At 70.4% G+C, this 24,576-nt stretch carries 26 protein-coding genes and 1 pseudogene; 14 read left to right on the top strand and 13 right to left on the bottom strand.

The features are described 5' to 3' along the window. Positions 1-44: 44 nt before the first annotated feature. The gene (locus tag E5671_RS22940) at positions 45-830 is read left to right on the top strand and encodes a hypothetical protein (protein WP_160505828.1); all 786 of its coding nucleotides are present in this window, start codon (positions 45-47) and stop codon (positions 828-830) included. On the opposite strand, the gene E5671_RS22935 is transcribed toward E5671_RS22940, so the two are convergent. Both E5671_RS22935 and E5671_RS22930 read right to left on the bottom strand, forming a co-directional pair. Next, positions 811-1,557, bottom strand: coding sequence for an ABC transporter permease (locus tag E5671_RS22935; protein ID WP_202121225.1), 747 nt, complete (start codon positions 1,555-1,557; stop codon positions 811-813). The genes E5671_RS22940 and E5671_RS22935 overlap by 20 nt on opposite strands. Further along, complete coding sequence (locus E5671_RS22930) at positions 1,550-2,512, bottom strand: ABC transporter ATP-binding protein (protein WP_160505827.1); 963 nt, start codon at positions 2,510-2,512, stop codon at positions 1,550-1,552. The genes E5671_RS22935 and E5671_RS22930 overlap by 8 nt, the downstream gene beginning before the upstream one ends. A 225-nt stretch (positions 2,513-2,737) precedes the next feature. Between E5671_RS22930 and E5671_RS22925 the strand changes: the two genes are divergently transcribed. Continuing rightward, positions 2,738-3,490, top strand: coding sequence for a TetR/AcrR family transcriptional regulator (locus E5671_RS22925; RefSeq protein ID WP_336605819.1), 753 nt, complete (start codon positions 2,738-2,740; stop codon positions 3,488-3,490). A 263-nt stretch (positions 3,491-3,753) separates the two neighbouring features. On the opposite strand, the gene E5671_RS22920 is transcribed toward E5671_RS22925, so the two are convergent. Continuing rightward, entirely contained in the window at positions 3,754-4,464 is a 711-nt protein-coding gene (locus tag E5671_RS22920) for a TetR/AcrR family transcriptional regulator (protein WP_160505825.1), read from the bottom strand. Between the two features lie 67 nt (positions 4,465-4,531). Between E5671_RS22920 and E5671_RS22915 the strand changes: the two genes are divergently transcribed. From E5671_RS22915 to E5671_RS22905, 3 genes are all read left to right on the top strand, one after another. Next, positions 4,532-6,616, top strand: coding sequence for a HelD family protein (locus E5671_RS22915; RefSeq protein ID WP_160505824.1), 2,085 nt, complete (start codon positions 4,532-4,534; stop codon positions 6,614-6,616). Positions 6,617-6,738: 122 nt separating this feature from the next. Beyond that, positions 6,739-7,071 carry an ArsR/SmtB family transcription factor gene (locus E5671_RS22910; RefSeq protein ID WP_160505823.1) on the top strand — a complete coding sequence of 111 codons (333 nt, stop codon included), beginning with the start codon at positions 6,739-6,741 and terminating at the stop codon, positions 7,069-7,071. A 22-nt stretch (positions 7,072-7,093) separates the two neighbouring features. Continuing rightward, positions 7,094-7,951: an SRPBCC family protein gene (locus E5671_RS22905; RefSeq protein ID WP_160505822.1), complete on the top strand. Its 858-nt coding sequence runs from the start codon at positions 7,094-7,096 to the stop codon at positions 7,949-7,951. A gap of 8 nt (positions 7,952-7,959) precedes the next feature. Here E5671_RS22905 and E5671_RS22900 read toward each other — a convergent pair whose 3' ends face one another. Both E5671_RS22900 and E5671_RS22895 read right to left on the bottom strand, forming a co-directional pair. Then, positions 7,960-9,435: a peptidoglycan D,D-transpeptidase FtsI family protein gene (locus tag E5671_RS22900; RefSeq protein ID WP_160505821.1), complete on the bottom strand. Its 1,476-nt coding sequence runs from the start codon at positions 9,433-9,435 to the stop codon at positions 7,960-7,962. 91 nt (positions 9,436-9,526) lie between these two features. Then, a pseudogene (locus E5671_RS22895) lies at positions 9,527-10,388 on the bottom strand (NAD(P)-dependent oxidoreductase). A gap of 229 nt (positions 10,389-10,617) precedes the next feature. Here E5671_RS22895 and E5671_RS22890 point away from each other — a divergent pair. Together E5671_RS22890 and E5671_RS22885 are read left to right on the top strand one after the other, a co-directional pair. After that, entirely contained in the window at positions 10,618-11,595 is a 978-nt protein-coding gene (locus E5671_RS22890; RefSeq protein ID WP_443032797.1) for a GlxA family transcriptional regulator, read from the top strand. A gap of 11 nt (positions 11,596-11,606) precedes the next feature. Continuing rightward, positions 11,607-12,068 carry a pyridoxamine 5'-phosphate oxidase family protein gene (locus E5671_RS22885; RefSeq protein WP_160505819.1) on the top strand — a complete coding sequence of 154 codons (462 nt, stop codon included), beginning with the start codon at positions 11,607-11,609 and terminating at the stop codon, positions 12,066-12,068. A 45-nt stretch (positions 12,069-12,113) separates the two neighbouring features. Here E5671_RS22885 and E5671_RS22880 read toward each other — a convergent pair whose 3' ends face one another. The 4 genes from E5671_RS22880 to E5671_RS22865 form a co-directional block, all read right to left on the bottom strand. Then, the gene (locus tag E5671_RS22880) at positions 12,114-12,530 is read right to left on the bottom strand and encodes a VOC family protein (protein WP_160505818.1); all 417 of its coding nucleotides are present in this window, start codon (positions 12,528-12,530) and stop codon (positions 12,114-12,116) included. Positions 12,531-12,540: 10 nt separating this feature from the next. After that, the gene (locus tag E5671_RS22875) at positions 12,541-12,915 is read right to left on the bottom strand and encodes a helix-turn-helix transcriptional regulator (RefSeq protein ID WP_160510364.1); all 375 of its coding nucleotides are present in this window, start codon (positions 12,913-12,915) and stop codon (positions 12,541-12,543) included. 92 nt (positions 12,916-13,007) lie between these two features. Further along, a complete protein-coding gene (locus E5671_RS22870; protein WP_237330221.1) occupies positions 13,008-13,538 on the bottom strand; it encodes a hypothetical protein in 531 nt (176 codons plus the stop codon). A gap of 217 nt (positions 13,539-13,755) precedes the next feature. Beyond that, positions 13,756-14,439 carry a TetR/AcrR family transcriptional regulator gene (locus E5671_RS22865; protein ID WP_160505817.1) on the bottom strand — a complete coding sequence of 228 codons (684 nt, stop codon included), beginning with the start codon at positions 14,437-14,439 and terminating at the stop codon, positions 13,756-13,758. Positions 14,440-14,492: 53 nt separating this feature from the next. Between E5671_RS22865 and E5671_RS22860 the strand changes: the two genes are divergently transcribed. The 4 genes from E5671_RS22860 to E5671_RS22845 all read left to right on the top strand — a co-directional run bounded on the left by E5671_RS22860 (position 14,493) and on the right by E5671_RS22845 (position 17,266). Continuing rightward, on the top strand, positions 14,493-15,611 hold the full coding sequence (locus tag E5671_RS22860; protein WP_160505816.1) for an FAD-dependent oxidoreductase: 1,119 nt from the start codon (positions 14,493-14,495) through the stop codon (positions 15,609-15,611). Between the two features lie 99 nt (positions 15,612-15,710). Beyond that, positions 15,711-16,199: a helix-turn-helix domain-containing protein gene (locus E5671_RS22855; RefSeq protein WP_160505815.1), complete on the top strand. Its 489-nt coding sequence runs from the start codon at positions 15,711-15,713 to the stop codon at positions 16,197-16,199. 24 nt (positions 16,200-16,223) lie between these two features. Then, a complete protein-coding gene (locus E5671_RS22850) occupies positions 16,224-16,802 on the top strand; it encodes a hypothetical protein (RefSeq protein ID WP_160505814.1) in 579 nt (192 codons plus the stop codon). Positions 16,803-16,927: 125 nt separating this feature from the next. Next, a complete protein-coding gene (locus E5671_RS22845) occupies positions 16,928-17,266 on the top strand; it encodes a DUF2516 family protein (protein ID WP_160505813.1) in 339 nt (112 codons plus the stop codon). An 83-nt stretch (positions 17,267-17,349) separates the two neighbouring features. Here the strand turns inward: E5671_RS22845 and E5671_RS22840 are convergent, their stop codons facing one another. The 3 genes from E5671_RS22840 to E5671_RS22830 all read right to left on the bottom strand — a co-directional run bounded on the left by E5671_RS22840 (position 17,350) and on the right by E5671_RS22830 (position 21,099). Next, complete coding sequence (locus tag E5671_RS22840; protein ID WP_160505812.1) at positions 17,350-18,699, bottom strand: PP2C family protein-serine/threonine phosphatase; 1,350 nt, start codon at positions 18,697-18,699, stop codon at positions 17,350-17,352. Positions 18,700-19,032: 333 nt separating this feature from the next. Continuing rightward, positions 19,033-20,085 (bottom strand): NlpC/P60 family protein, encoded by a 1,053-nt coding sequence (locus E5671_RS22835; protein ID WP_160505811.1) that lies wholly within the window; start codon positions 20,083-20,085, stop codon positions 19,033-19,035. A 216-nt stretch (positions 20,086-20,301) separates the two neighbouring features. Next, positions 20,302-21,099 (bottom strand): class I SAM-dependent methyltransferase, encoded by a 798-nt coding sequence (locus E5671_RS22830; protein ID WP_202121223.1) that lies wholly within the window; start codon positions 21,097-21,099, stop codon positions 20,302-20,304. A gap of 188 nt (positions 21,100-21,287) precedes the next feature. Here E5671_RS22830 and mshA point away from each other — a divergent pair, with 188 nt between their 5' ends. From mshA to E5671_RS22815, 3 genes are all read left to right on the top strand, one after another. Beyond that, on the top strand, positions 21,288-22,634 hold the full coding sequence (gene mshA / locus E5671_RS22825; RefSeq protein WP_160505810.1) for a D-inositol-3-phosphate glycosyltransferase: 1,347 nt from the start codon (positions 21,288-21,290) through the stop codon (positions 22,632-22,634). Next, the gene (locus E5671_RS22820) at positions 22,627-23,124 is read left to right on the top strand and encodes a YbjN domain-containing protein (RefSeq protein WP_160505809.1); all 498 of its coding nucleotides are present in this window, start codon (positions 22,627-22,629) and stop codon (positions 23,122-23,124) included. The genes mshA and E5671_RS22820 overlap by 8 nt, the downstream gene beginning before the upstream one ends. Positions 23,125-23,292: 168 nt before the next feature. After that, positions 23,293-23,502, top strand: coding sequence for a hypothetical protein (locus E5671_RS22815; RefSeq protein WP_202121222.1), 210 nt, complete (start codon positions 23,293-23,295; stop codon positions 23,500-23,502). 111 nt (positions 23,503-23,613) lie between these two features. On the opposite strand, the gene E5671_RS22810 is transcribed toward E5671_RS22815, so the two are convergent. Further along, entirely contained in the window at positions 23,614-24,375 is a 762-nt protein-coding gene (locus tag E5671_RS22810) for a phosphoglyceromutase (RefSeq protein ID WP_160505807.1), read from the bottom strand. Positions 24,376-24,576: the final 201 nt, after the last annotated feature.

Here is a 24,576-nt window from a genome sequence, read left to right as displayed (position 1 = left end):
GCGCCGTGGAAGGGTGGACGCAGTCGGAGAGCATCGTGACAAGGGTGCTGCTCCTGTCCATCTTCGGCCTTGGACTGGTCGCCCAGTTCGTACAGCCGGTCGGTGACGCACTGGAGGGCAAGGCGTATCTCGGTGGTGCTGTTCTGAGCCTGGTGGGCTACGTGTTGTACAGCGAGGTCCAGAGGCTGAACGCCGCGATGCGTCCCGCCGTCAGAGAGACGGTCCTTACGCGTGACCTCCGCCAGCATTTCGACGAAGCACTGCGGCTGCGCGAAGCTCGCGTAGATGCCATCGGATTCACGGGCGAGACCGTGGTCTACCAGATCAGCAGGAGTCTGGAGGACCTCCACGACGGCGCACGGCCGCGTGTGAGGATGCGCATTCTCGTGCCGGACTTCACCAAGCCGATGGAGATACCCGGCATGCTCAACGGCGAGGGGAAGGCGGAGGACGACGAGGGGTTCCGGGCGGAGTTGCTCGCAAAGGTGCGCGAGTACGAACGCAACATGACAGCCCTAGCCAGAAGGCTGGAACTCGACCGCAAAGCGGAACTCGACCCGCAGTTCCGCGTCCTGCACATCTCCCCTTTTCTGAAGTTCTGCCTGATCAATGACGAGCAGCTCTTCGACGGTATCTACGACAAAGTGGAGAAGCGTCCCGCGAACGAGCCGCCGGACCGACAGGTGCTCGATCTCATAGGCTACCACACGTCTTTGACGCGCTGGCACATCGACGCGGGGGCCGCCGCCAGGGAGAAGTGCACACAGCGCAAGGAGCTCTTCGAGACGCTCTGGGGCGTAGCGCGTCCCCTCACGCCGTCCGCCTCCTGAAAAGCGGGCCCGACACTGCCACCGAAGCGGCCAGGATTCCCGCGCACCAGGCCAGGGCTATCCAAGGGGTCGCTCCTACCGGCTGGTTGAGCAGCAGGCCTCGTAGGGATTCGATGACCTGGGTCACCGGTTGGTTGTCGGCGAAGGCCTGGAGCCAGCTGGGCATGGTGGACGTGGGGACGAAGGCGCTGCTCGGGTACGGGAGGAAGCTCACGAAGAACGTGAAGCCGCCCGCCGCTTGGGCGGACTTGGCCAGGAGGCCCGCCGTTGCCGAGAGCCAGGACAGGGCCAGGATGAACGCCAGGAGTACGGCTGCTGCCGCGAGCCAGCCGGGCAGGGTTGCCGTCGGGCGGAAGCCGATCGCGAAGGCCAGGGCCAGGACCAGGGAGGTGGCGAGCAAATTGCGGGCCACCGAGGCGAAGACGTGGCCCGCCAGGATCTGGGCGCCGCCGATGTCCAGGGAACGGAAGCGGTCGATTATGCCGCCCTTCAAGTCCTCCGTCACCGCAATCGCCGTGTTCGACGAGCCGAAGCCGGCGCAGAGGAGGAGGACTCCGGGGACCACGTACGTGACGTACGACCGGGTGTCCGTCTTGATCGCGCCGCCGAAGAAGTAGACGAAGATCAGCAGGAGCATCACCGGGAGCGCCATCGAGGTGATCAGGGCGTCCACGTTGCGGCGGTTGATGCGGATCGCCCGGCCAGTCATGATCAGGGTTTCAGACATGAGTCAGTCCCTTTGGCGGGTGGGCGTTCGACGGGCTCGTGAGGGTCAGGAAGACGTCGTCCAGCGTTGCCGTGTGGAGCTTGAAGGTCGCGAAATCCGTGCGCGTCGGGTCCAGGTCGTCCAGCAGGGCTCGTACTCCTCGTGCTGTGCCGTCCGTCGGGAAGCCGAGCGTCAGGGTTTCGGGGGAGTGGCGCGTGGCCCGATCGGTCAGGCGCAGATACGCCTCCTGGGTGGTGAGCGTCGCGTCCAGACGGTGGCCCGGCAGCAGGGATTTGAGGTCCGCGGGGGAGCCATTCGCTGCGATTTCCCCCTCGTGCAACACCGCTATCCGGTCCGCCAGTTGGTCTGCCTCCTCCAGGTACTGGGTCGTCAGGAAGACCGTCGTGCCCTGTGCCGTGAGGGCGCGTACGACCTCCCACATCTCCTGGCGGCTGCGCGGGTCCAGGCCCGTCGTCGGCTCGTCCAGGAAGATCACCTCGGGGTCGCCCACCAGGCCCGCCGCCAGGTCGACGCGGCGGCGCATGCCTCCCGAGTACGTGCGGACCAGGCGGTCGGCTGCTTCCGTGAGGCCGAAGCGGGTCAGCAGTTCGGCGGCCCGTGTGCGGGCCGCGGGGCGGGAGATGCCCGCGAGCCTCGCCATCATGCGGAGGTTCTCCGCGCCGGTCTGCGTCTCGTCGACCGCCGCGGACTGGCCGGTGAGGCTGATCGACCGGCGGACCTCGCGGCGCCCCGTACGGATGTCGTGGCCCGCTACCCGTGCCGTGCCCGCGTCGGGTGTGGTGAGCGTGGTGAGGATGCGGACGGCTGTCGTCTTTCCGGCGCCGTTCGGGCCGAGGAGGGCGAAGACGGTGCCGGGTGGGACGTGGAGGTCGATGCCGCGGAGTACGGGGACGGCTCGGGCGCCGGAGCCGTAGGTCTTGGTTAGGGCTTTTGCCTCGATGGCCGGGGGTGGCATGGGGTTCTCCCTGATTTGGGGGGGTGTGGTCGGGCCTCGATCTATTGCGTATGGTCTACGCATTACTGAGTAAGGGTTACGCAGAACTACGATGTGCGTCAAGCAGGGCAGCTCAGAAGATGGAGGAGGCGGCGGCGGATCATGGCGGCGGACGGTGTAAGTGCGGGTGCGGGTGCGGGTGCGGGTGCGGGTGCGGGCGAGGAGGGGGCGGGGACGGGGCTGTCCGTGAGCCTCGAAACCGCCTGGGGGTTGCGTGAGCGTCCCTCGAAAGGGCCCAAGCCCGGCCTGAGCCTCGATCGCATCGTCGACGCGGGCATCGCCATCGCGGCCTCGGAGGGGATCGGTGCGGTCACCATGGGGCGGGTCGCCAAGGCGCTCGGCGCCTCACCGATGTCCCTCTACCGGTACGTCTCCGCCAGGGACGAGTTGTACGTCCTCATGCAGGACGCGGCGACCGGCACTCCGCCCGGGATGCCGGCGGAGGTGACGGGGTGGCGGGCGCGCCTGGAGTGGTGGGCGCGGGCCCAGCGCGAGGTCTTCCGGCGCCACCTGTGGCTCGTTCGCATCCCGATCACCGGGCCGCCGGCGACGCCCCACCAGCTGGAGTGGATGGAGCAGGGGCTAGCGGCGCTCGACGACAGCGGGCTGGAGGAGGGCTGGAAGCTGTCCGTGCTGATGCTGGTGGGCGGCTTCGTGCGGAACGAGGTCACGCTCATGGCCGATCTGGACGCGGGCATGAGGGCGGAGGGCCGGGGGCCTGACGAGGCGATGAGGCAGTACGCGCGCAAGGTCGACGCCCTGACGTCGACTGCCCCGGGTCGCTTCCCCTCGCTACGGCGACTGCTCGCGACGGGCGTCCTGGGCGTCGCGGACGCCGAGGATGCCGAGGGCGCCGAGGACGCGGAGTTCGAGTTCGAGTTCGGGCTCGGGCGGGTGCTGGATGGGGTGGCGGTGTTGGTGGGGGAAGCGGGGCGCTGAGTGCGCGCTGCGGGGTGGGTGCGTCTGTGGGTGCGGGGCCGCGCCGGTATGTCCGTCCTCGCTGTCGTCCGGTGGCCGCGAAGCTACTTCGGCTCCGGGGTGCCGCGAACCGTGCTCCGGGCAGACATACCGGCACGTCCCCTCCCGAGCGTCGCCGACTGCGGCTTTTCGCTGGTCGCTGCGGGGCAATCGGGCGGGTGGGTGGGAGAGGCTTGTTCGGCAGGGGGATGCGGGGTGAAACGGGCCGGTGGGTGGAAGAAGGCTCAGGCGGGCTCCGCGTACCGCGACAGGCCTGACCGCAGCTGCCCGAACGCCCCCTCCGCCGCAACCACCGCCTCCGGCCACACCGCTCCCGCCCCCTCCCCCGCGTCCATCCGGCGCCAGTTCTCCAGAGCGAGGATGCGCTGTACGGCGATGATCTGCCCCGCGGCCAGCCGCGCGGTCAGTGCGTCGCCGGCCCGCGGCCCGGCCGCCGCCGCCGTCGCCGCCTCGCGCAACGCCTCGCCCAGCGCCCTCTCCGACCGCTCCTGATACGCGTACAGCCGCGCGACCAGTGACGGCGTCCCGTACAGCAGTCGGTGGAAGGCCAGTACGTGGACGTTGTCGCACAGGCCGGTCACCGGGTCCTGGCGCTCCAGGCCGTCGAGGAAGTGGCGCTGCAGGGCGTCCAGGGGGGAGTGCTTCGCGGGGCGCTCGGCCACCACCCGCGCCGCCTCGTCCACGTGGTCGGCGAACCGGTGGAGTACGAGGTCCTCCTTGGACGGGAAGTACCGGAACAGGGTCGGCTTCGAGATGTCGGCGGCCGCCGCCACCTCCGCTACCGGCACCTTCTCGAAGCCCTTCTCCAGGAAGAGCGCGATCGCCGCGTCGGAGACCGCCTGGTACATCCGCTGCCGCTTGCGCTCGCGCAGGCCGGGGCCGCCGCCCTCGGAATCGGCAGCAGTGGTGGCCGTGCCCGCTTCATCGTCCGTCATGGCGTGAGCCTACCGCATTGATGAGTCACGGTAATAAATTTAACTCGGTTACATTATTCTTGGTCGTATGCCATCGCCTGACACGACTCCACTCGACTCAGCCCTCGCCCAGGAACGCCGCTACCACGACACCTGCCGCACCGCCCTCGACCGCATGGTCGACGGCGCCGAGGTGCAGGTACTCCACGGAGCCGACGTCTCCGCGTCCGGCGCCGACGCCGAAGTCCTCGGCTACCAGTTCCGCAGCCACGCCAAAGCGATGCGCGAACTCCCCGAAGCACCCCTCTTCTTCGGCCGCCTCGACTTCGCCGCCGACGGGCCCGAAGCCGTCGAAGCCGGTGATCACCGCGGGCAGAGTTACTACATCGGCCGCCTCCGCGTCACCGAAGACCCCTCGTCTCCGCCCCTCGTCGTCGACTGGCGCGCCCCCGTCTCCCGCGCCTTCTACCAGGCCGGAGCCCGAGACCCCCAAGGCGTCGCCGTCCGCCGCCGCTTCGGCTGGGCGCCCGGCAGCAAGGGCGACTCCGCCGACCTCACCGGCCTGGAGGACGAGCCCCTGGCCGGCAGCGAACCGGACGCCGCGGTCACCCCACCCGCCCCCAGCAGCCGCATCCTCGCCGGTGAGATCGAGCGTCCCCGCGTCGGCCCGATGCGTGACATCGCCGCCACCATCCAGCCCGAGCAGGACGACCTCGTGCGCGGTGAACTCGCCTCCTCCGTGTGCGTCCAAGGTGCCCCCGGCACCGGCAAGACCGCCGTTGGCCTGCACCGCGCCGCGTACCTCCTCTACACCCACCCCCAGCGCGTGCAGCGCGCCGGGCTCCTCATCCTCGGCCCCAACCGCACCTTCCTCCGCTACATCGCCGAGGTGCTCCCCTCCCTCGGCGAGACCGGCGTGCGCCAGTCCACCGTGGCGGACGAGATCGCCAGGGCCACCGCACCCGTGCGGGCCCAGGACGACGAGGCCGCGGCGAGCGTCAAGCACGACGCCCGGATGGCGGCCGTCCTGCGCCGCGCGCTCTACTCGCGCGTCGCGGCGCCCACCAACTCCATCGCGGTGCCGGACGGTTCGTACACCTGGCGGGTCGCGCTCGACGACCTGGAGCGGATCATCGCGGACGTGCGAGCCGAGGAGCCTCCGTACGCCGTCGGCCGCGAACGCGTGCGCACCCGTGCCGTCCGGCACATCCAGGAGCAGGCCGAGCGCCGCGCGGGCGCCGTGAACAACGCCTGGCTGCAGAAGATCTCCCGCGCCCGCTCCGTCTCGGCCTTCGTCGACGAGGCCTGGCCAAGGGTCAAGCCGGAGGAGGTGCTCGCCGCCCTGCTCGGGGACCCTGAAGCGCTCGCCGCCGCGGCCGACGGCGCCCTCGGCGCCGCCGAGCAGCGGGCGATCCGCTGGAGCAAGCCCCCGCGCTCGTACAAGTCGGCGAAGTGGTCCGCCGCCGATCTCGTGCTGCTTGACGAGATCGGCGGACTGCTCGAACGGCCCGAGGGTTACGGCCACATCGTCGTCGACGAGGCCCAGGACCTCTCCCCGATGGAGGCCCGCGCCATCGCCCGCCGCGCGGACTTCGGCTCGCTCACCGTCCTCGGCGACCTCGCCCAGGGCACCACACCGTGGGCCGCCCGCAGCTGGCCCGAACTCCTCGCCCACCTCGGCAAGCCCGACGCCTCCGTCACCCCTCTGACCATCGGTTTCCGGGTCCCGAAAGCCGTCGTGGGCCTCGCCAACCGCGTACTCGCCTCGCTCGACGTCGACGTACCGCCCGCTCGATCGCTGCGTTCGGACGGTGAGTTGAGGATCCAGGAGGTACGGGACGTGGGTGCCGCCACCGTCGACGCGGTGCGTGCCGCGCTCGCCCGCGAGGGCTCGATCGGCGTCATCGCCGCCGACACCGACACCGCCCGCCTGCGCGCGGCCCTCACCGGGGCCGGGATCGAGAGCGCGGGCCCGGACGACCTGGGCGCGCGCGTGACGGTGCTGCCCGCGTCCGTGGCGAAGGGACTGGAGTACGACCACGTCGTGGCCGTCGAGCCCGCCGCCATCGCGGAGGCGGAACACCGCGGGCCCAGCCGCCTCTACGTGGTCCTGACCAGGGCGGTGTCCCGGCTCGACGTGCTGCACAGCAGGCCGCTCCCGTGGGAGGAGTGAGCGGCCGACGGATACGCGGCCGACGGATGCGCGGCCGACGGATACGCGGCCGACGGATACGCGGCCCACGGATACGCGTGCATGCTGTTGCGGTTATATAGCCGCAGGGTTATGTTCGGGGTATGCCCATACCGTTCGACGTACTCGCCGAGCCGAGCCGCCGGAAGATTCTCGATCTGCTGGTCGAGCGTCCCCACCTGGTCGGTGAGCTCACCGAGCGGCTCGGCCTGAGCCAGCCCGGCACGTCCAAGCATCTGCGGGTCCTGCGCGACGCGGGCCTTGTGCGGGTCCGGCAGGACGCGCAGCGCCGCTGGTACGAGCTGAGGCCCGAGCCCCTCGCCGAACTCGACGCGTGGCTCGCGCACTACCGGCACCTCTGGACGGGCCGGCTCGACGCCCTCGAACGGCACCTCGACGTCATGGACGGCGGTGGGGTGGGTCCTGATGAACCCTGACGAGCATGGACGGTGACTCCTCATGAACCCGCACTCCGACACCCTGAGCCCCGACGAGGAAGGCGGACACAGCGTCCTGCGGATGGAGCGCCGCCTCGCGCACCCGCCCGCCACGGTCTGGGCCGCGATCACCCGGCCCGAGCACCTCGCCCAGTGGTTCCCCTCCGAGGTGACCCTTGAGCTGCGGCCCGGCGGCGCGATGGGCTTCCACTTCCCCGGCGACGAGGGCCCCGGCATGACCGGCGAGGTCACCGACGCGGAAGAGCCACGCCTCTTCGCCTTCAGCTGGGGCGAGGACCACCTGCGCTGGGAGATCACCCCGGACGGTCCCGACGGCCGGGGCTCGCTCCTCACCCTCGTCCACACCTTCGGCGACCGCTTCGGCGCCCCGAGCTTCGCCGCGGGCTGGCAGCTGTGCATCTCGGCGCTCGGCCAGTTCCTGGACGGCGGGCAGGCCGAGGTGAGCGCGGATGCGGGCGAGCTGCACGAGGCGTATCTGGAGCAGTTCGACCTCGGGCACGGGCAGGTCACCGAGGACGGCATCCGTTTCGAGCGTCAGTTGGTGCGGCCCGCCGACGCGGTGTGGGCCGAACTCTGCGCGGGTGAGGTCCCGTTGGTGGGCGACACGGCTCCCGACGGATTCCTGGCGGACGGCGTCTCCGCGGGGCCGGTCACCGCGCTGCGGGCTCCGGTGTCGCTCACGTACGCCGTGCATCCCAAGGGTGAGGTGCGCTGGGAGTTCGGCGAGGGTACGGGGTACGGCACGCGGCTCGTCCTCACGCAGACCGGTCCCTTCGAGGGGGCGGCGGCCACGGACGAGGCGCTCGCCGCATGGCATGCGCGGATCGAGCGGCTGGCGGGGCAGCTCCTGGAGGGCTGACGGGCGGCTCAGTCGGCGAGCACGGCCTCCATCACCGCCTTCGCGATCGGCGCCCCGAGCTTGCCACCGGCGATCTCCGAGCGCGGGATGTCCATGTCCTTCGGGTCGACGAACACCGCGACCGCGACCGGCGACGAGCCGTCGTCGTTCTTGGCGTACGAGACGAACCAGGCGTACGGCCGCTCGTCGTTGACGTCCGAGCCGTGCTGGGCGGTGCCGGTCTTGCCGCCGACCGTGACACCGTCGATCCGCGCCTTGTTCGCCGTGCCCTCCTCGACGGTGTGCTCCATCATCTCCTGCACCTTGCCCGCGGTGTCCTCGGAGACGGCCTGGCTCAGCTCCTCCGGCTTGCCCTTCTCGATCGTCGAGAGGTCGGGGCCGCGCAACTCCTCCACCATGTACGGCTTCATCACCTTGCCGTCGTTGGCGAGGCCGGCCGCGACCATCGCCATCTGCAGCGGCGTACTGGTCAGGCTGCCCTGGCCCATGCCGGTCAGAGCGGTCTGCGGCTTGTCGAGGCCGTCGGGGTAGCTGCTCGCTGACGAGCGCACGGGGATGAACTGCTGCTTGTTGAAGCCGAACTTCTCCGCCGTCTCGCGCATGTCGTCGTCGCCGACCTTGAGCGCGGTGTCCAGGAAGACGTTGTTGCACGACCACTGCATGCCGACCTTCAGCGAGGCCTTGTCGCAGGGGGCGCCCGGCACGTCGTTGCCGATCGTCGTCGAGCTGAGCGGCAGTTTGTAGGGGGCCTTGGCGCCGGTGGACTTGTCGATGTCGTCGACCACGCCGTGCTCAAGGGCGGCCGCCGCGGTGAGGATCTTGAAGGTGGATCCGGGCGGGTAGATCTCGCGGAGCGCACGGTTGGAGAGCGGCTTGTCCTTGTTCTTGCTGAGCCGCGTGAACTCCTTGCCCTCCTTCTGCGAGATCCCGGCGAAGACGGAGGGGTCGTACGAGGGGGTGCTCGCCAGCGCGAGCACCTTCCCGGAGCGCGGGTCGAGCGCGACGACCGCGCCCCGGGCGTTGAGGTCCACAAGGCCTTGGTAGGCGGCCTGTTGGGCCTTGGGGGCGATGGTCGTGATGACGTCGCCGCCCTGGCGCTTCTCGCCGGTCAGCATGTCCAGGGTGCGGCGGATGAAGAGGCGGTCGTCGTCGCCGCTGAGCACGTCGTTCTCGACGCCCTCCAGGAAGGTCGCGCCCTGGGCCTGCGAGAAGTAGCCGGTGACCGGCGCGTACATGGGGCCGTTCTTGAAGACCCGCTGGTACTTGAAGTCGGTGCCGCTGACTTCCTTCGAGCCGGTGATCGGCTTGCCGCCGACAATGATGTCGCCACGGGGGTGGGAGAAGGCCTCGATCTGGACGCGCCGGTTCTTGTCGTGCTTCGCCAGCGACTCGCCCTCGGCGAACTGCACCCAGGTCGCGCGCAGGAGCAGCGCGAGCGTGAGCACCCCGCAGAAGAGGGCGATGTGGCGCAGCGGCTTGTTCATCCGGTCCCCCCAAGACCTGTGACACCAGGACGTGATGAATCTTCATCATGCGCCCGGGTGCACGGTTCTCCGCCCTGTTGTTGCCGAATGGTCACACTCGAGTCGCGTCCCGCCGTTCCCCTCGGACCCCTCGGAGCACCTCGATCACGCTCGCGTAGCTGTCGGAGCCGTGCCCGGCGGCACTCGCCCGCTCCATGGTCGCCTTCAGGAGTTCCGGCAGCGCGTTGTCGACGCCGCGGTCGGCCGCCGCGTGGATGAGGTGTCCGATCGCCGTGATCTGTACGTCGACGGTGGCGTCGTCACCCGGATAGCGCCCGGCGTCCACCTGGGTCGCGTAGGTGTCGAGGAAGCCCGCGACGGCGTGCCGCATCCAGCGGATGGCGACGGGCGTGAAGTCGGTGGCCCTGGTGGCGTCCGCGCCGACCACGGCCGTGCCGTGCAGCCAGCCGGTGAACGTGGACCACATCAGGCCGAGCAGGGCGGCGTCGTAGAGCGAGGCACGGCCCGGTTCCGCGCCCAGGTACAGCGGGTCGCCCAGCGCGGCGAGGGTGGCGCGGTGTGCGTCGAACACCTCCGCCGAGCCGCTGTAGAGGAACATCATCTCCGGGTTGCCGACCCCCGGAGGAGTGGTCATGATCGCCCCGTCGAGATAGCGGAGCCCCAGTGAAGCGGCCCACGCCGCCGCCTTGTCGGACTGCTCCGGGGAGCCCGAGGTGAGGTTCACCCAGGGCCTTGCCCGCGAGGGATCCGGCAGTGGGGTCCATGACGGCGTACAAAGCGTCGTGGTCGAGAACGCAGGCGACGATCAGCTGGCTCGCGGCGACGGCCTCTTCGGGGGTGGCGGCAAGGCTGGCGCCCCGGGCGACGAGGGGTTCGGCCTTGGCGGGGGAGCGGTTCCAGACGGTGGTGGGGTGGCCGTTCTCCAGGAGGGCGGCGGCGAGGGCGGCGCCCATGTTGCCGAGGCCGATGACGGTGACGGGGGGCTTGTTCTCTGCACTGGCGGTCACTGCGGTCACTGCGGTCACTGCGTTCCCTGTGTTCTCTGCGTTCATGTGGACCACGCTCGCAGCGGGCGGCGGCGCCGGACAGTGACAGGGGTGACGGCGGCCACCAAATTCCTGCCACGCGCTGCCATGGCCCGGGGCGGCCTAGTCTCACCGTATGAGCGCTGGTTCCGTGGCCTTGGTCGTGACCGAGGAGATAGCGATCCCGTCGTGGGATCTGTACGAACTGAGCATCCCCTGCACGGTGTTCGGGAAGCCGCAGCCGGATCTGTCGGACCACTGGTACGACTTCCGGCTGTGCAGCGCGTACGAGGGCGAGGGCGGGTCCGGCCCCGGGGTCGGCCTGACGGTGCGTACCCCGCACGGCCTTGACGACATCGTCGGGGCGGACACGGTCATCGTCACGTCCGTGCCGGACGCCTGCGTGGAGGAGGGCCGCCCGCTGCCGGACGGCTTGGCGGGGGCGCTGCGTCGCGCGTACGACGCCGGCGCTCGCATGGTCTCCCTGTGCACCGGCGCCTTCGCGCTCGCCGATGCGGGGCTGCTCGACGGCCGCAGGGCCACCGCGCACTGGATGCACACGGCCCAACTCGCCGCGCGCTACCCGAAGGTGGAGGTCGACGACTCCGTTCTGTACGTGGATGACGGCGACGTCCTGACCAGCGCGGGCGTGAGCGCTGGCCTCGACCTGTGCCTGCATCTGGTCCGCCGCGACCTGGGCGCGCACGTGGCCAACCAGCTGGCCCGCCGCATGGTCGTCCCCGCTCACCGCCCCGGTGGCCAGGCCCAGTTCATCGACCTCTCCGTTCCGCCGACGGACGACGAGGGCCTCGGCCCCGTACTCGACTGGGCGCGCGCCCGCCTCGACCGCCCCCTGACGGTCGACGACCTGGCGCGCCGAGCGGCGATGAGCCCGCGCACCCTCTACCGCCGGCTCCAGGCCGCCACCGGGACGACACCGCTCCAGTGGCTCCTGAACCAGCGCCTGGCCCGAGCCCAGAGCCTCCTCGAATCGACCGCCGCCCCGATCGAGAAGATCGCCGAACTGAGCGGCCTCGGCACGGCGAACAACCTCCGTCACCACTTCCTCAAGCAGGTGGGGGTGTCACCGGGGGACTATCGCAGGGCCTTCGGGGCGGGCGCGGCCACCGGCTAGGGTCTGCGCTCATGCGGAACACGGAGATCGTTCGTCGTGAAGGACCGGAGCGCAGGCGCGAGACGCTGGAACGCCTCGACCGGGAACGGGACATCTGGCTGTCGACGTCCCACCCGGAGCACGGGCCCCACCAAGTGCCCCTGTGGTTCTGGTGGGACGGCAGCGCGCTGTGGATGTGCACCGGCGGGACCTCCGCGACGATCCGAAACGCGCGGCATGAACCCCGGGTGCGCCTCGCCCTGCCGGACACCGCCGATGTGGTGCTCGTACAGGGCGAGGCGGAGTGCTTTCCGGCCTCCGGCGTCCCGCGGGAAGCCGGGGACGGGTTCGCCGCCAAGTTCGGCTGGGACCCGCGCAAGGAGGAGGGCTCCTTCGTGTTTCTGCGCGTGACCCCGCGAACGGTGCGTGCCTGGCACGGCGAGCACGAGCTGAGCGGCAGGGTCCTCATGCGTGACGGGGCGTGGGTGGCGTAACCGGAGTGTGGGTGGCGTAACTGCCGCTCCTTCTCTCCTTCTTGCCTACTTCTCGCGCGGCTGGTTGATCCGCAGCATGTTCCCGGCCGGGTCGCGGAAGGCGCAGTCGCGGACGCCGTACGGCTGGTCCATCGGCTCCTGAAGAACCTCGCCGCCCGCGGAACGGACCCGCTCGAACGTGGCGTCGACGTCGTCGGTGCGGAAGATGACGCCGCGCAGCATGCCCTTGGCCATCAGCTCGGCCACGGCCTGCCGGTCGGCGTCGGTGGCGTTCGGGTCCGCGAGCGGCGGCTCGATGACGATCTCGACGTCCGGCTGCGAGGGCGAGCCGAGCGTCACCCAGCGCATCCCCTCGAAGCCGACGTCATTGCGTACTTCGAGACCGAGCGCGTCGCGGTAGAAGGCGAGCGCCTTGTCGTGGTCGTCGACGGCGATGAAGCACTGCGCAAGTTTGATGTCCATGCGTACGACGCTACGGACCGGCGTCGGGTTTCGCTTCTCCGTTCCTGATCGGACGGGTGCGGATCTTGGTGATGCAGGCAGGGATGTCGGCGCTGTCACCGTGGTCGCGGGCGCGGTACGCGCTCGGGCTCTCGCCGACGAGCTCGGTGAACCGTGAGCTGAAGGAGCCGAGCGACGTACAGCCGACCGCCATGCAGACCTCCGTCACCGACAGGTCCCCGCGCCGCAGCAGCGCCTTGGCCCGCTCGATCCTGCGGGTCATGAGATAGCTGTACGGGGTCTCTCCGTAGGCGGCGCGGAAGCTGCGCGAGAAGTGCCCCGGCGACATGAGGGCGTCCCGGGCCAGCGCCGGGACGTCCAGGGGCTCCGCGTAGTCGCGGTCCATCCGGTCACGGGCCTGGCGCAGGCGGACGAGGTCGGGGAGAGAGACAGGCACACGAGGAACGTTACCGACCGCCGGGAGAAGCGGGGCGGGGGTCAGGCCGCGGGGCAGAGCTCGGCGGGGGCCACGGTCGCTTGCGCGGGGTGCGCGGGGTGCACGGTGTGGGTGGGGTGCAAGGGGCGGACGGTGGCCGTTGCCTGGGAGCGGTTCCGGGCGAAGACGACCAGGCGCAGCACGGCGAACCGCGCGACACCGGCCAGGGCGGAGGCCGACAGATAGACGACCTGTTCGAGCACAGCGCCGGGCGCCGCCACCAGTCCCTGTAGGACCAGCATCGCCAAGCAGGTCACCGCGTACGCGGCCGCCGCGGACCCGGCCGACTGCGCGTGCTGACGCCCGGTCGCGCGCCCGCCCGCGCCGAAGGTGAAGCGGGCGTGCAACTCGGTGGCCAGGAGCGTGGAGACCGCGGTGATCAGGGCGTTGGCCAGGGCCCAGGGGATCCAGGAGGCCAGGGCCGCCACGGCGAAGCTGGAGGCGACTCCGACCCCGCCGCCGCAGAGCACGAAGCGGGCGAAAGCGGTGAAGGCGCCGGGCACCGCCGACCGCGGACTCTGTGCTGTCTCCATGATCCGACCCCTCCCTGGTTGTTCCCTGGCGCCATCGTGGCACACGAATGGTGCCACGTCGAGTCATATGTGGCGTCACGTTTGGCGCAGGAGGTGCCATGGATTGGCGGCGGTACGTAAATGCGCAGGTCGGGGGGGGGTGCCTCGCTCTGGCGCCAAACGACATCAAGTCGTCGCTGGGCGTTGGGCGCTGGGCGCTGGGTGTCGAGCAGGTCGGCTATCGGGTGAGTTTGATGGCCACGGCGTCGAGGACCCAGTCCAGGCCGGTCGCGAAGGACGTCTCGGCGTCCACGTCCGTGCCGTCGTGCACGGCCTTGGCCAGCGCCGGGAAGCAGCCGGTGGCCAGCATCCTCGTCACATGCGGGCCGTGGGTGCGCTGCCAGTCGTGCTTGGACAGGCCCGTGGCGCGCTCGGCCCGCAGGTTCGCGATCTCGCGCCTGATCGCGCCGATGAAGTAGGCGCTGACCGTATCCACGGCGCGCATGACGGTGTCGACATCGGCGATGCCGTCGAAGGCGGCCAGCGTGGCCTCGGTCACGGCGAGGCCGTTCGGACCCAGGCTCGGGCGACCGCCGAGCAGGTCGGCCAGCCATTCGTGGCGGAGGGCGGACTGCCTGGTGAGCTGGGCGAGGACGCGCAAGGCCTCCCGCCAGTCACCGGGCTGCTCCTCGGGGAAGGTCTCGGCCTGGACCTCGTCCACCATGAGGTCGAACAGCTCCTCCTTGGTGGAGATGTATCGGTACAGCCGCATCGGACCGGCGTCCAGGCGGGCCGCGACCTTGCGCACCGAAACCGCCTCAAGGCCGCCCTCGTCGGCCAGCGCGATGGCGGCGGCGACGATCCGTTCCCGGTCGAGCGGCACGGGGCGGTTCGGCGGCTCCGGCCGGTCCCAGACAGTCATGCTCACACCGTACCGTTGCGATACGCCGTATACGACCAATACAGTGTATCGGCATGAGACACCGCATCGCAGTGGTCGGGAGCGGTCCTGCCGGCCTCGCCTTCGCCCGCGTCCTGCACCGCCATGACCACCCCGTCACCGTCCTCGAACGCGATCCCGCCCCCGATGCCCGGCCCCCGGGCGGCACGCTGGACCTGCACGAAGAGCTGGGTCAGCTCGCGCTGGACAAGGCGGGGCTGCTGGCGGAGTTCCAGGCGCTGTCCCGCCCCGAGGGGCAGGCCATGCGCATCCTGGACACGGACGGAACCGTCCTGCGCGACTGGCGACCCCGTCCGGATGACCGGGCCAATCCCGAGATCGACCGCGGGCAACTCCGTGACCTGCTGCTCGGCCCGCTCGGCGTCCAGTGGGGCCGGGGCGTGAAGCGGGCGGTGCCGGGGACCCGGGACGGCGTACTGGTCCATTTCGAGGACGGGCGGCAGGAGGCGTTCGACCTCGTGGTCGGCGCGGACGGCGCCTGGTCCCGGATCCGCCCGGCGGTCTCGTCGGTGACGCCGCACTACACCGGCGTCACCTTGGTCGAGACCTCCCTCGACGACGTCGACACCCGCCACCCCGACCTCGCCCCGTTGATCGGCGACGGTTCCGTAGCCGTGTACGGCGTGAACCGAGCTCTCGTCGCCCAGCGCAGCAGCGGCGGCCACGTCAAGGTGTACGCCCAGTTCCGCGCGCCGCTGGACTGGCACACGGACCTGGACCTGGCCGACGCCGAGGCCGTGCGATCGAGCCTGCTGGCTCTGTTCGACGGCTGGGCCGCTCCCGTCCTCGACCTCCTCCGCCACGGCACCGCGTTCGTCCACCGCCCCCTCTACGTCCTGCCCGTGTCCCACACCTGGACCCACGTCCCCGGGGTGACGCTGCTGGGTGATTCCGCCCACCTGATGCCCCCTTTGGGCGCGGGCGCGAACCTCGCGATGCTGGAAGGCGCCGAACTCGCCGAGTCCATCGCCACCGGCCCTGAAGATCTGGACGAGGCCGTTCGCGCCTTCGAGGAACGGATGTGGGCACGGGCCGGCAGGTGGGCCGAGATCACGACGGCCGGCCTGGAACGCCTCGTGAGCCCGGACCCCGCCGAAGCCCTCGCTCTCTTCGATCAAGTCCAGCCATCCTGACGGGACTTGGTCCGGCCGTGCTTCGCGCGATCAGTGGCGTGGCGCACTTTTGCAAGCGGGCGCTTGCAATAGTTAGCAAGGGGCGTGCACTATCGACGCATGGCATCACTCAACGTCGGCAATCTCGGTGAGTATCTGCGTGAGCAGCGGCGCAACGCGCAGCTCTCGCTCAGGCAGCTCGCCGACGCCGCCGGGGTGTCCAATCCGTATCTGAGCCAGATCGAGCGCGGCCTGCGCAAGCCGAGCGCCGAAGTGCTGCAACAGGTGGCCAAGGCGCTGCGGATCTCCGCCGAGACGCTCTATGTCCGGGCCGGGATCCTCGACGAGAAGGAGCGGGACGAGCTGGAGACGCGCGCCGTCATCCTCGCCGACCCCTCCATCAACGAGCGGCAGAAGCAGGTCCTGTTGCAGATCTATGAGTCGTTCAGAAGAGAGAACGGCTTCGAGGTCTCGGAGTACGCGGACGACGCGTCGTTCGTGGATGAGGCCTCGTACGCAGATGACGTGGACGCCACCGCTGACGGCCCCCGCACGGCCGACGGCAGTGATGCCAGCCCGAAGGACCCCAAGGACCATCCCTCAAGCTGACGCGAATCCGGGAGGACCATCGCCATGGCCATCAAGGACGACCTGCGCAACACCCTCACCGACACCACCCCCGCCTACTTCGTCGTCGGCACCGCCGACCTGGCGTTCCAGCAGGCGAAGAAGGTGCCGGGCGCCATCGAGCAGCTGATCGCCGAGGCGCCGGCCCGTATCGACGCCGTGCGCAACACCGACACCAAGGCCGTCCAGGACAAGGCCGTCGCCCGTGCCAGGGAGGCGCAGGAGACCATCCAGGCCAGGGTCACCGAGCTGTTCGGCACGCTCGACACGGACCTGAAGAAGCTGAGCGAGAGCGCTCAGGGCCTTGCCCTGAGCTCCGTCGGTGTCGCGGCCGAGTACGCCGTGAAGGCGCGCGAGAAGTACGAAGAGGTCGCCGAGCACGGCGAGCAGGCCGTGCGGACCTGGCGCGGCGAGGCCGCCGAGGAGATCACCGAGCTGGCCGTGGCCGTCGAGCCGGACGCCGAGGAGAACTCGGCATCCGCCGAGCCGAAGGCCGCCGCCGCCCCGGCGAAGAAGCCGGCCGCCAAGAAGGCCCCGGCCGCCCGCAAGCCGGTGGCGAAGAAGACCACGCCGCCCGCCAAGTAGGCGCGCGGTACGGCGGTTGTCATGTGGAGGGGCCGGGCACTCTCGAAGTGCCCGGCCCGTTCTCCGGGTAGCGGGTACGGTGTCCGCGTACTCAAGAGCCGAGACTGGTGGTGGACGTTGTGCTGATGCAGGGGTTCGCAAACTTCATGTGGCTGCTGTCGTTGGCGCTGATCGTCTTCAGCGGCTTCGCGCTCGTGGACGCGGCGATCCGTCGTGAGGACGCCTATCGAGCGGCGGACAAGAAGACCAAGCCGTTCTGGCTGATCATCCTCGGGCTCGCCTTCATCGTGAACCTGATCTTCAACATCCTGTCGTTCCTGCCGATCATCGGGCTCATCGCGACCATCGTCTACATGGTCGACGTGCGGCCCGCGCTGCGGCAGATCACCGGCGGCGGTGGCGGCGGCGGACGCCGCGGCTCCAGCAGCGACGGTCCGTACGGTCCGTACAACGGCGGCCGCTAGTCGGGCCCCGTCAGGGGCGCGGGGAACTGCGCGACCAGCCCCCACCGGGCCGCGGACTCAACACCACGGCTCCGGCGGTACGCCTAACGGTCGCGGTCAAGCAGCAGCACGGCAACGTCATCGGTCAGGTCGCCACCGTTCAGTTCACGCACCTCGTTCACCGCGGCCTCAAGGAGCTCGTCGCCCCGCAGGCCCGTGGCGATCTGGCGGCGGAGCATCTCCACCATGCCGTCCTGGCCCAGACGCTGGTTGCCCTCGCCGATCCGGCCCTCGATCAGGCCGTCCGTGTAGAGCATCAGGCTCCACTTGCCGCCGAGTTCCACCTGGCGGCGCGGCCAGCGGGCGTTCGGCAGGAGCCCGAGCGCCGGGCCGTTGTTCTCGTACGGCAGCAGCTCGGCGAGGTGGCCGTCGCGGGCGATCAGCGGTGACGGGTGGCCCGCAAGGCAGAGCCCGGCCCGGCGGCCGTCCGGGGCGATGTCGACCGTGCAGAGCGTCGCGAAGATCTCGTCGTCGGCGCGCTCGTGCTCCAGGACCTTCTGCATCGTGCTGAGCAGCTCGTCGCCGCACAGGCCCGCGAAGGTCAGCGTCCGCCAGGCGATGCGCAGCTCGACACCGAGCGCCGCCTCGTCAGGGCCGTGGCCGCAGACATCGCCGATCATGACGTGCACGGAGCCGTCGGGGGTGCGCACCGTGTCGTAGAAGTCGCCGCCGAGCAGCGCCCGTGAACGCCCCGGGCGGTAGCGCGCGGCGAACCGCAGCGGTGAGCCGTCCAGGAGCGGCGTCGGCAGCAGGCCGCGCTCCAGACGGGCGTTCTCCTGGGCCCGAAGGCGCGACTCCGTCAGCTGGCGCTGGGCGGCGTCCGCGCGCTTGCGCTCCACGGCGTACCGGATGGCGCGGCTCAGGAGCCGTCCGTCCAGCTCGTCACGGAAGAGATAGTCCTGGGCACCGACCCGCACGGCCTCCGCGCCGCCCTCGGTGTCGCCGCTCGCGGTGAGCGCGAGCACGGCGTGCCGGGGCGCGAGGCGCAGGACGTGCTTGAGCGTGGCGAGCTCGTCCTCTTCCTCCTCGGGGGAGGCGGCGGGTCCTGCCAGGGCCAGGTCGAGCAGGATGCAGTGCACGTCGTCGGTGAGCAGCCGCTCGGCCTCGGTGAGGTTGCGGGCGGTGCGGACCCTGATGGGCTTGCCCGCGGAGTCGAGCATCTGGGGGACGCTCAGGGAGCCCACCGGGTCGTCCTCGATCACCAGGAGGCTGAGGCCGGGGCCGCTCGCCTGCTGGTCCGTGTCCCTGGACGTCTGTGCGGGCTCTACGGTCTCTACGGGCGTGCGTACGGGTTCGGGCGCCTGCACGGGCGTCGGCGTCGGCGTCGGCAGAGCGTGAGCCTGACCGCCTTCCGCGGCCGGGATCGCCCTCTGCCGCGGTATGGGTACGGGCATGGCTTCGGTTTCCTTCCCTCCCCCCGAGGGCATGGTGGATCGACGGTCGAACGCTCCACCGACGGGGACCATAGCGTTAGCCGAGGCCCGATTGGAATGGCGCACGGAAAACAGCCACCGTCATATGCCGCATCAACGACCGCAATTGGGCACGACCGGCCCCGACAGGGATGACGAACATCACGCCGGGAGGGTTGAGAGGCGGGCCGAGGGTGCGGTGGGTCACATGACGTACGGCACAAGGCCGGCCGCCGACCCCCGAAACCGCTGCTTCGGGGGCCCGATACCACTGCTTCGGGGGCCTGAAACCGCTGCTTCAGGTGTCGGAAACCCCTACTTGTCGGGCCGCACGACCCCGAGAATCTTCATCGATCCCGCGCCCGCGACGGTGACATCACGCCCCGGCCGCGGCGCGTGCACGATCGCGCCGTCGCCCACGTACATCCCGACGTGGCTGGCGTCCGCGTGGTAAATGATCAGGTCACCCGGGCGCATGTTCTTGATGTCGATGCGCGGCAGCTGCTTCCACTGCTCCTGTGACGTACGCGGAATTCCCTTGCCCGCCGCGGCCCAGGCCTTGGAGGTGAGTCCGGAGCAGTCGTACGAGGACGGGCCCTCCGCGCCCCAGACGTACGGCTTGCCGATCTGCGCGGTGGCGAACTCGATGGCCTTCTGACCCGGCCCGGTCGCCTTGCCCTTGATGTCCTTCAGGACGCCCGAACTCACCCACGCCGACTGCTTCTTGAGCTGGGCCTCCTCCTCGAGCTTCCGGAGCCGCTCGAGCTCCTTCTTCTCGAGCTTCGACTCCATCTCCTCGGCGGCCGCGATCTTCTTCTTGATCTTCTTCTTGGACTCGGCCTTCGCCTTGCGGTTGGCTTCCAGCTTCTTCCACTGGGCGGTGGCGTCCTTGGCGTAGATCCGCAGGTCTTCCTGCGTCCGCTCCATCTCCGTCATCATGCCCTTGGTGGCCTTCTGGCCCTGCCGCATCCGACCGGCGTCGTCCAGGAACTCCTGGGGGTCGTCGCTCAGCATCAACTGGGCCTCGGAGGACACCCCGCCGCTGCGGTACTGGGCGCGGGCGGCGGCGCCCGCGCGGGACTTGAGCTTGTCCAGCTTCCGCTGGCCGTCGGTGATGGACCGGGCGAGCTTCACGATCTGCTTGGACTGCTTCTCGCTCTTCTCCTCCGCCGCGTTGTACGCGTCCGTGGCGACGCCCGCGTCGTGGTAGAGCTTCTCGATCTCCTTGCGCAGGTCCTCAAGGGACTTGGTCTTGCCGGGCGTTGGCTTCGCCGGACTCGCGTAGGCCGCGCCCGGTGCGCTCAGCACCACTGCCGCGCAGATCAGCGCCAGGCCAGCCACAGTCGAACTCCGCTTGCCGGTGGTCACGTCCGCCTCCCCCAAAGCTGATTTACCGTCAGTAACTTACGAGTGCACCGGGGATGGTGCCACGCCGACGCGCAATGCGACAGAGCGCGGCGGCAACTCCGATCCCCACCGCCCCATGTGACGAACGGCACTCGTAGATCGTTCCCTTCGCGGCGCGCCGCACGCGGAGTTCACCCCGCGCCGCCTCGCGAATTCACCCGTAGGCACCCCGCGCGTTCACCCCTGGCGCGGCGCCAACGCTCCCCACGGCACCGTCACTTCGCCCTGCCGCCACCGCGAAGGGCGGTCCGCCACCGGCCAGTCCGCCGCCAGGTCCCGCACGGCCCTGGTCCATCGCTGCCGCGCGCCGTACGAGGCGTAGGGAGCGGCGGCGGCCCAGGCGCGGTCGAAGTCGCGCAGGAACGCGTGCACCGGCTCGCCCGGCACGTTCCGGTGGATCAGCGCCTTGGGCAGGCGCTCGGCGAGGTCCGATGGCCGGTCGAGCGATCCGAGGCGGGTCGCGAAGGTCACCGTGCGCGGACCCTCGGGCCCGAGCGCGACCCAGACGTGCCGCCGCCCGATCTCGTCGCACGTCCCCTCGACGAGCAGCCCGCCCGGCGCGAGCCGCCCGCACAGCCGTTCCCACACGGCGGCGACCTGTTCCTCGTCGTACTGCCGGAGCACGTTCGCGGCCCGGATCAGCGAGGGGCTGCCCGGCAGCGGGATCTCGAAGCCGCCGTGCCGGAAGGAGAGCCCTTCCCTCTCGTACGGCTTCGCGGCCGCGACCCGCGCCGGATCGATCTCGACGCCGACCACGCGCGCGTGCGGGGCCGCGGTTCTGAGCCGCAGGAGCAGCTCGACGGCCGTCCAGGGGGCGGCCCCGTAGCCGAGGTCGACGGCGAAGGGGTCGGCGGAACGTCGCAGCTCGGCGCCGTGCGTGGCAGCGATCCAGCGGTCCATGCGGCGCAGGCGGTTGGGGTTGGTGGTCCCGCGCGTCACCGTTCCCACGGGGCGGGAAGGGGTGCGGGAGGCCATGGGGAGAAGGGTATGCGCCGCGGGGGGCCGGGGTACTCGCCGAGCCCCGCGAGGCCATCGGTTGAGCCTTGGCCGGTAATGATTTGGCAAAGAGGAAATGGAGTTGCGCCTTCCGGTGTTCTCCCTCTGGAGGACCGTGCACGCCCTCCGTTAAGCCATGCCCGCGCGCGCACAAGGAGGACCGCCACGTGAGCCAGTACGTGACCAGGCTCGGCCGTCGCTCGCCGGCAGCGCCAAGCAGGCTCCGGATCCCGGGCACCCACCGGCGCCCCCGCCGCGTGGCCATGCTCAGCGTGCACACGTCCCCGCTGCACCAGCCGGGCACGGGCGACGCGGGCGGCATGAACGTCTACATCGTGGAGCTGGCCAAGCGCCTCGCGGCCATCAACATCGAGGTGGAGATCTTCACGCGCTCGACGACGGGCGCGCTGCCGCCGGCCGTCGAGCTCTCCCCGGGCGTCCTCGTGCGCCATGTGGACGCGGGGCCGTACGAAGGTCTGGCGAAGGAGGAGCTGCCCGCCCAGCTCTGTGCCTTCACGCACGGCGTGATGCAGGCGTGGGCGGGCCACCGCCCCGGCCACTACGACCTGGTCCACTCCCACTACTGGCTCAGCGGCCATGTCGGCTGGCTCGCCGCCGAGCGCTGGGGCGTGCCGCTGGTGCACGCCATGCACACGATGGCCAAGGTCAAGAACGCGGCGCTCGCGGAGGGCGACACCCCGGAGCCCGCGGCGCGCGTGATCGGCGAGACGCAGATCGTGCGGGCGGCCGACCGCCTGATCGCCAACACCTCCGAAGAGGCCGACGAGCTCGTACGGCACTACGAAGCCGAAGCGGGCAAGGTCGCCGTCGTCCACCCCGGCGTGAACCTCGACCGCTTCCGCCCCGCCGACGGCCGCGCGGCGGCCCGCCAACGCCTCGGCCTCCCGCAGGACGCCCTGGTCCCGCTCTTCGCGGGCCGCATCCAGCCCCTGAAGGCGCCGGACGTCCTGCTCCGCGCGGTCGCCGTCCTCCTCGACCAGCGCCCCGAGCTCCGCTCGAACATCGTCGTCCCCGTGGTGGGCGGCCCGAGCGGCAGCGGCCTCGCGAAGCCGGAGGGGCTCCAGAAGCTGGCCGCGAGGCTGGGCATCGCTGACGTGGTCCGCTTCCAGCCGCCGGTGGGCCAGGAGCAGCTCGCGGACTGGTTCAGGGCGGCCTCGGTCCTCGTGATGCCGTCGTACAGCGAGTCGTTCGGCCTGGTGGCCATCGAGGCCCAGGCGGCGGGCACCCCGGTCCTCGCGGCGTCGGTGGGCGGTCTGCCGGTCGCCGTACGCGACGGGGTGACGGGCTTCTTGATGGACGGCCACGAACCGGCCCACTACGCGCGCGTGCTGCGCGATTTCGCCGAGGCCCCGCACCTCGTGGACCGGATGGGCGAGGCGGCCGCCCGGCACGCGGAATCCTTCGGCTGGGACACGGCCGCGTCGGCCACGGCGGACGTGTACACGGCAGCCGTGCACGAGCACCGGCGTCGCGTACGCTCGCATCATGGCTGATGAGGCGGGCGCGGCGGAGATCATCGAGGGGACGCTGACAGAGGCGGACCTGGAGTGGGAGAGCCCGGAGCCGGGCTCGTACGTGGTGAAGCTGCCCGGCACGCGCAAACTCTCGACGACCCTCTCCGTGAAGCTCGGCAAGCACGCGCTGTCGCTGACGGCGTTCGTGATCCGGCACCCCGAGGAGAACCACGAAGCGGTGCACCGCTGGCTCCTGGAGCGGAACCTGCGCCTGTACGGCGTGAGTTACGCGATCGACTCCCTCGGCGACATCTACCTCACCGCCAAGCTCCCGCTCTCGGCGGTCACCCCGGACGAGCTGGACCGCCTCCTCGGCTCGGTCCTGGAGAACGCGGACGGCTCCTTCAACACGCTCCTGGAGCTGGGATTCGCCTCGGCGATCCGCAAGGAGTACGCGTGGCGGGTGTCGCGGGGCGAGTCCACACGCAACCTGGACGCGTTCACTCACCTGACCCAGCCGCGGGGCTGACGCCGCAGAGAGAGCTGTAGCCCTCGACGGTCCTGGCAAGTCCGCCGATTCGGCCCCGGATGGGCGCTTTGCCGCCAACCCCGCCCAACTGAGTGCCCCCATCACGCGGTTCGGGCTACACAGGGGAGCTGGAACGTTCTTGCCTGATGGGGGGACTGGCCAGTGGTGATGACGATCGACCTCGCGGTTCTGCTGGCTGTGGTCATCATCGTGCTGCTGCGCAGACGCGTGGCGCCCAGGACCAAGCTCGACACGGGGATGACCATGGCGGTCGTGCTGGTCTTCGGCGTCCTGATCGCCCCGACCGCCTTCGGCCACTGGATCCTGGACGCCGTGGGCGAGCTCGCCCAGGGGATCTCGGACACGGGCAGCCCGTGACCGAGCACTGTTGGCGGTGGTGAACGTCCAAAAGCTCGCCCCCGCACAGCGAAGAGCCCCCTGCCGACGGGAAAACCCGCAGGCAGGGGGCTCAGCTCAGGAAAATGCGGGCTACTTCTTCTTGCCCTGGTTCTTGACCGCCTCGATGGCCGCCTTCGCCGCGTCCGGGTCGAGGTACGTGCCGCCCGGCTTCACGGGCTTGAACTCGGCGTCCAGTTCGTACGCCAGCGGGATGCCCGTCGGGATGTTCAGGCCCGCGATGTCCTCGTCCGAGATGCCGTCCAGGTGCTTGACCAGGGCGCGCAGCGAGTTGCCGTGGGCCGCGACCAGGACCGTCCTGCCGGTCAGCAGGTCCGGGACGATGCCGTCGAACCAGTACGGGAGCATGCGGACGACGACGTCCTTGAGGCACTCCGTCTGCGGGCGCAGCTCGGGCGGGAGCGTCGCGTAGCGCGGGTCCTCGAACTGGGAGTACTCGGCGTCGCGGTCCAGCGGCGGCGGCGGGGTGTCGTACGAGCGGCGCCAGAGCATGAACTGCTCCTCGCCGAACTCGGCGAGCGTCTGCGCCTTGTCCTTGCCCTGGAGCGCGCCGTAGTGACGCTCGTTCAGGCGCCACGAACGGTGTACGGGGATCCACTGGCGGTCGGCCGCCTCGAGGGACAGCTGCGCGGTGCGGATCGCGCGCTTCTGGAGCGACGTGTGGACCACGTCGGGGAGCAGGCCGGCGTCCTTGAGCAGCTCACCGCCGCGGACCGCCTCCTTCTCGCCCTTCTCGTTGAGATTGACGTCCACCCAGCCGGTGAACAGGTTCTTCGCGTTCCACTCGCTCTCGCCGTGGCGGAGGAGGATCAGCTTGTACGGTGCGTCGGCCATGCCCCTGAGCGTAATCGAACCGCCGGGTGCCCCGCGCGTCCGCCCGGACCCCGGACAGGGCGGCGGCGAGCGGGGCGACAGTTGACGGGTTCTGCTAATCGACTGGCCCTCTGAGCCCCTGAGATCGTAATGTGCGCTGGTCGCTAGCGACGCTTACATGTTGCTAGCGGCACTTACATAGCTGCCTGATCCCGTGGGGGA

This window comes from Streptomyces sp. BA2, from assembly GCF_009769735.1.
Classification (GTDB): Bacteria; Actinomycetota; Actinomycetes; order Streptomycetales; family Streptomycetaceae; genus Streptomyces.
Note: the sequence above shows the minus strand (reverse complement) of the source record. Positions and strands in the feature narration are given on the sequence as shown.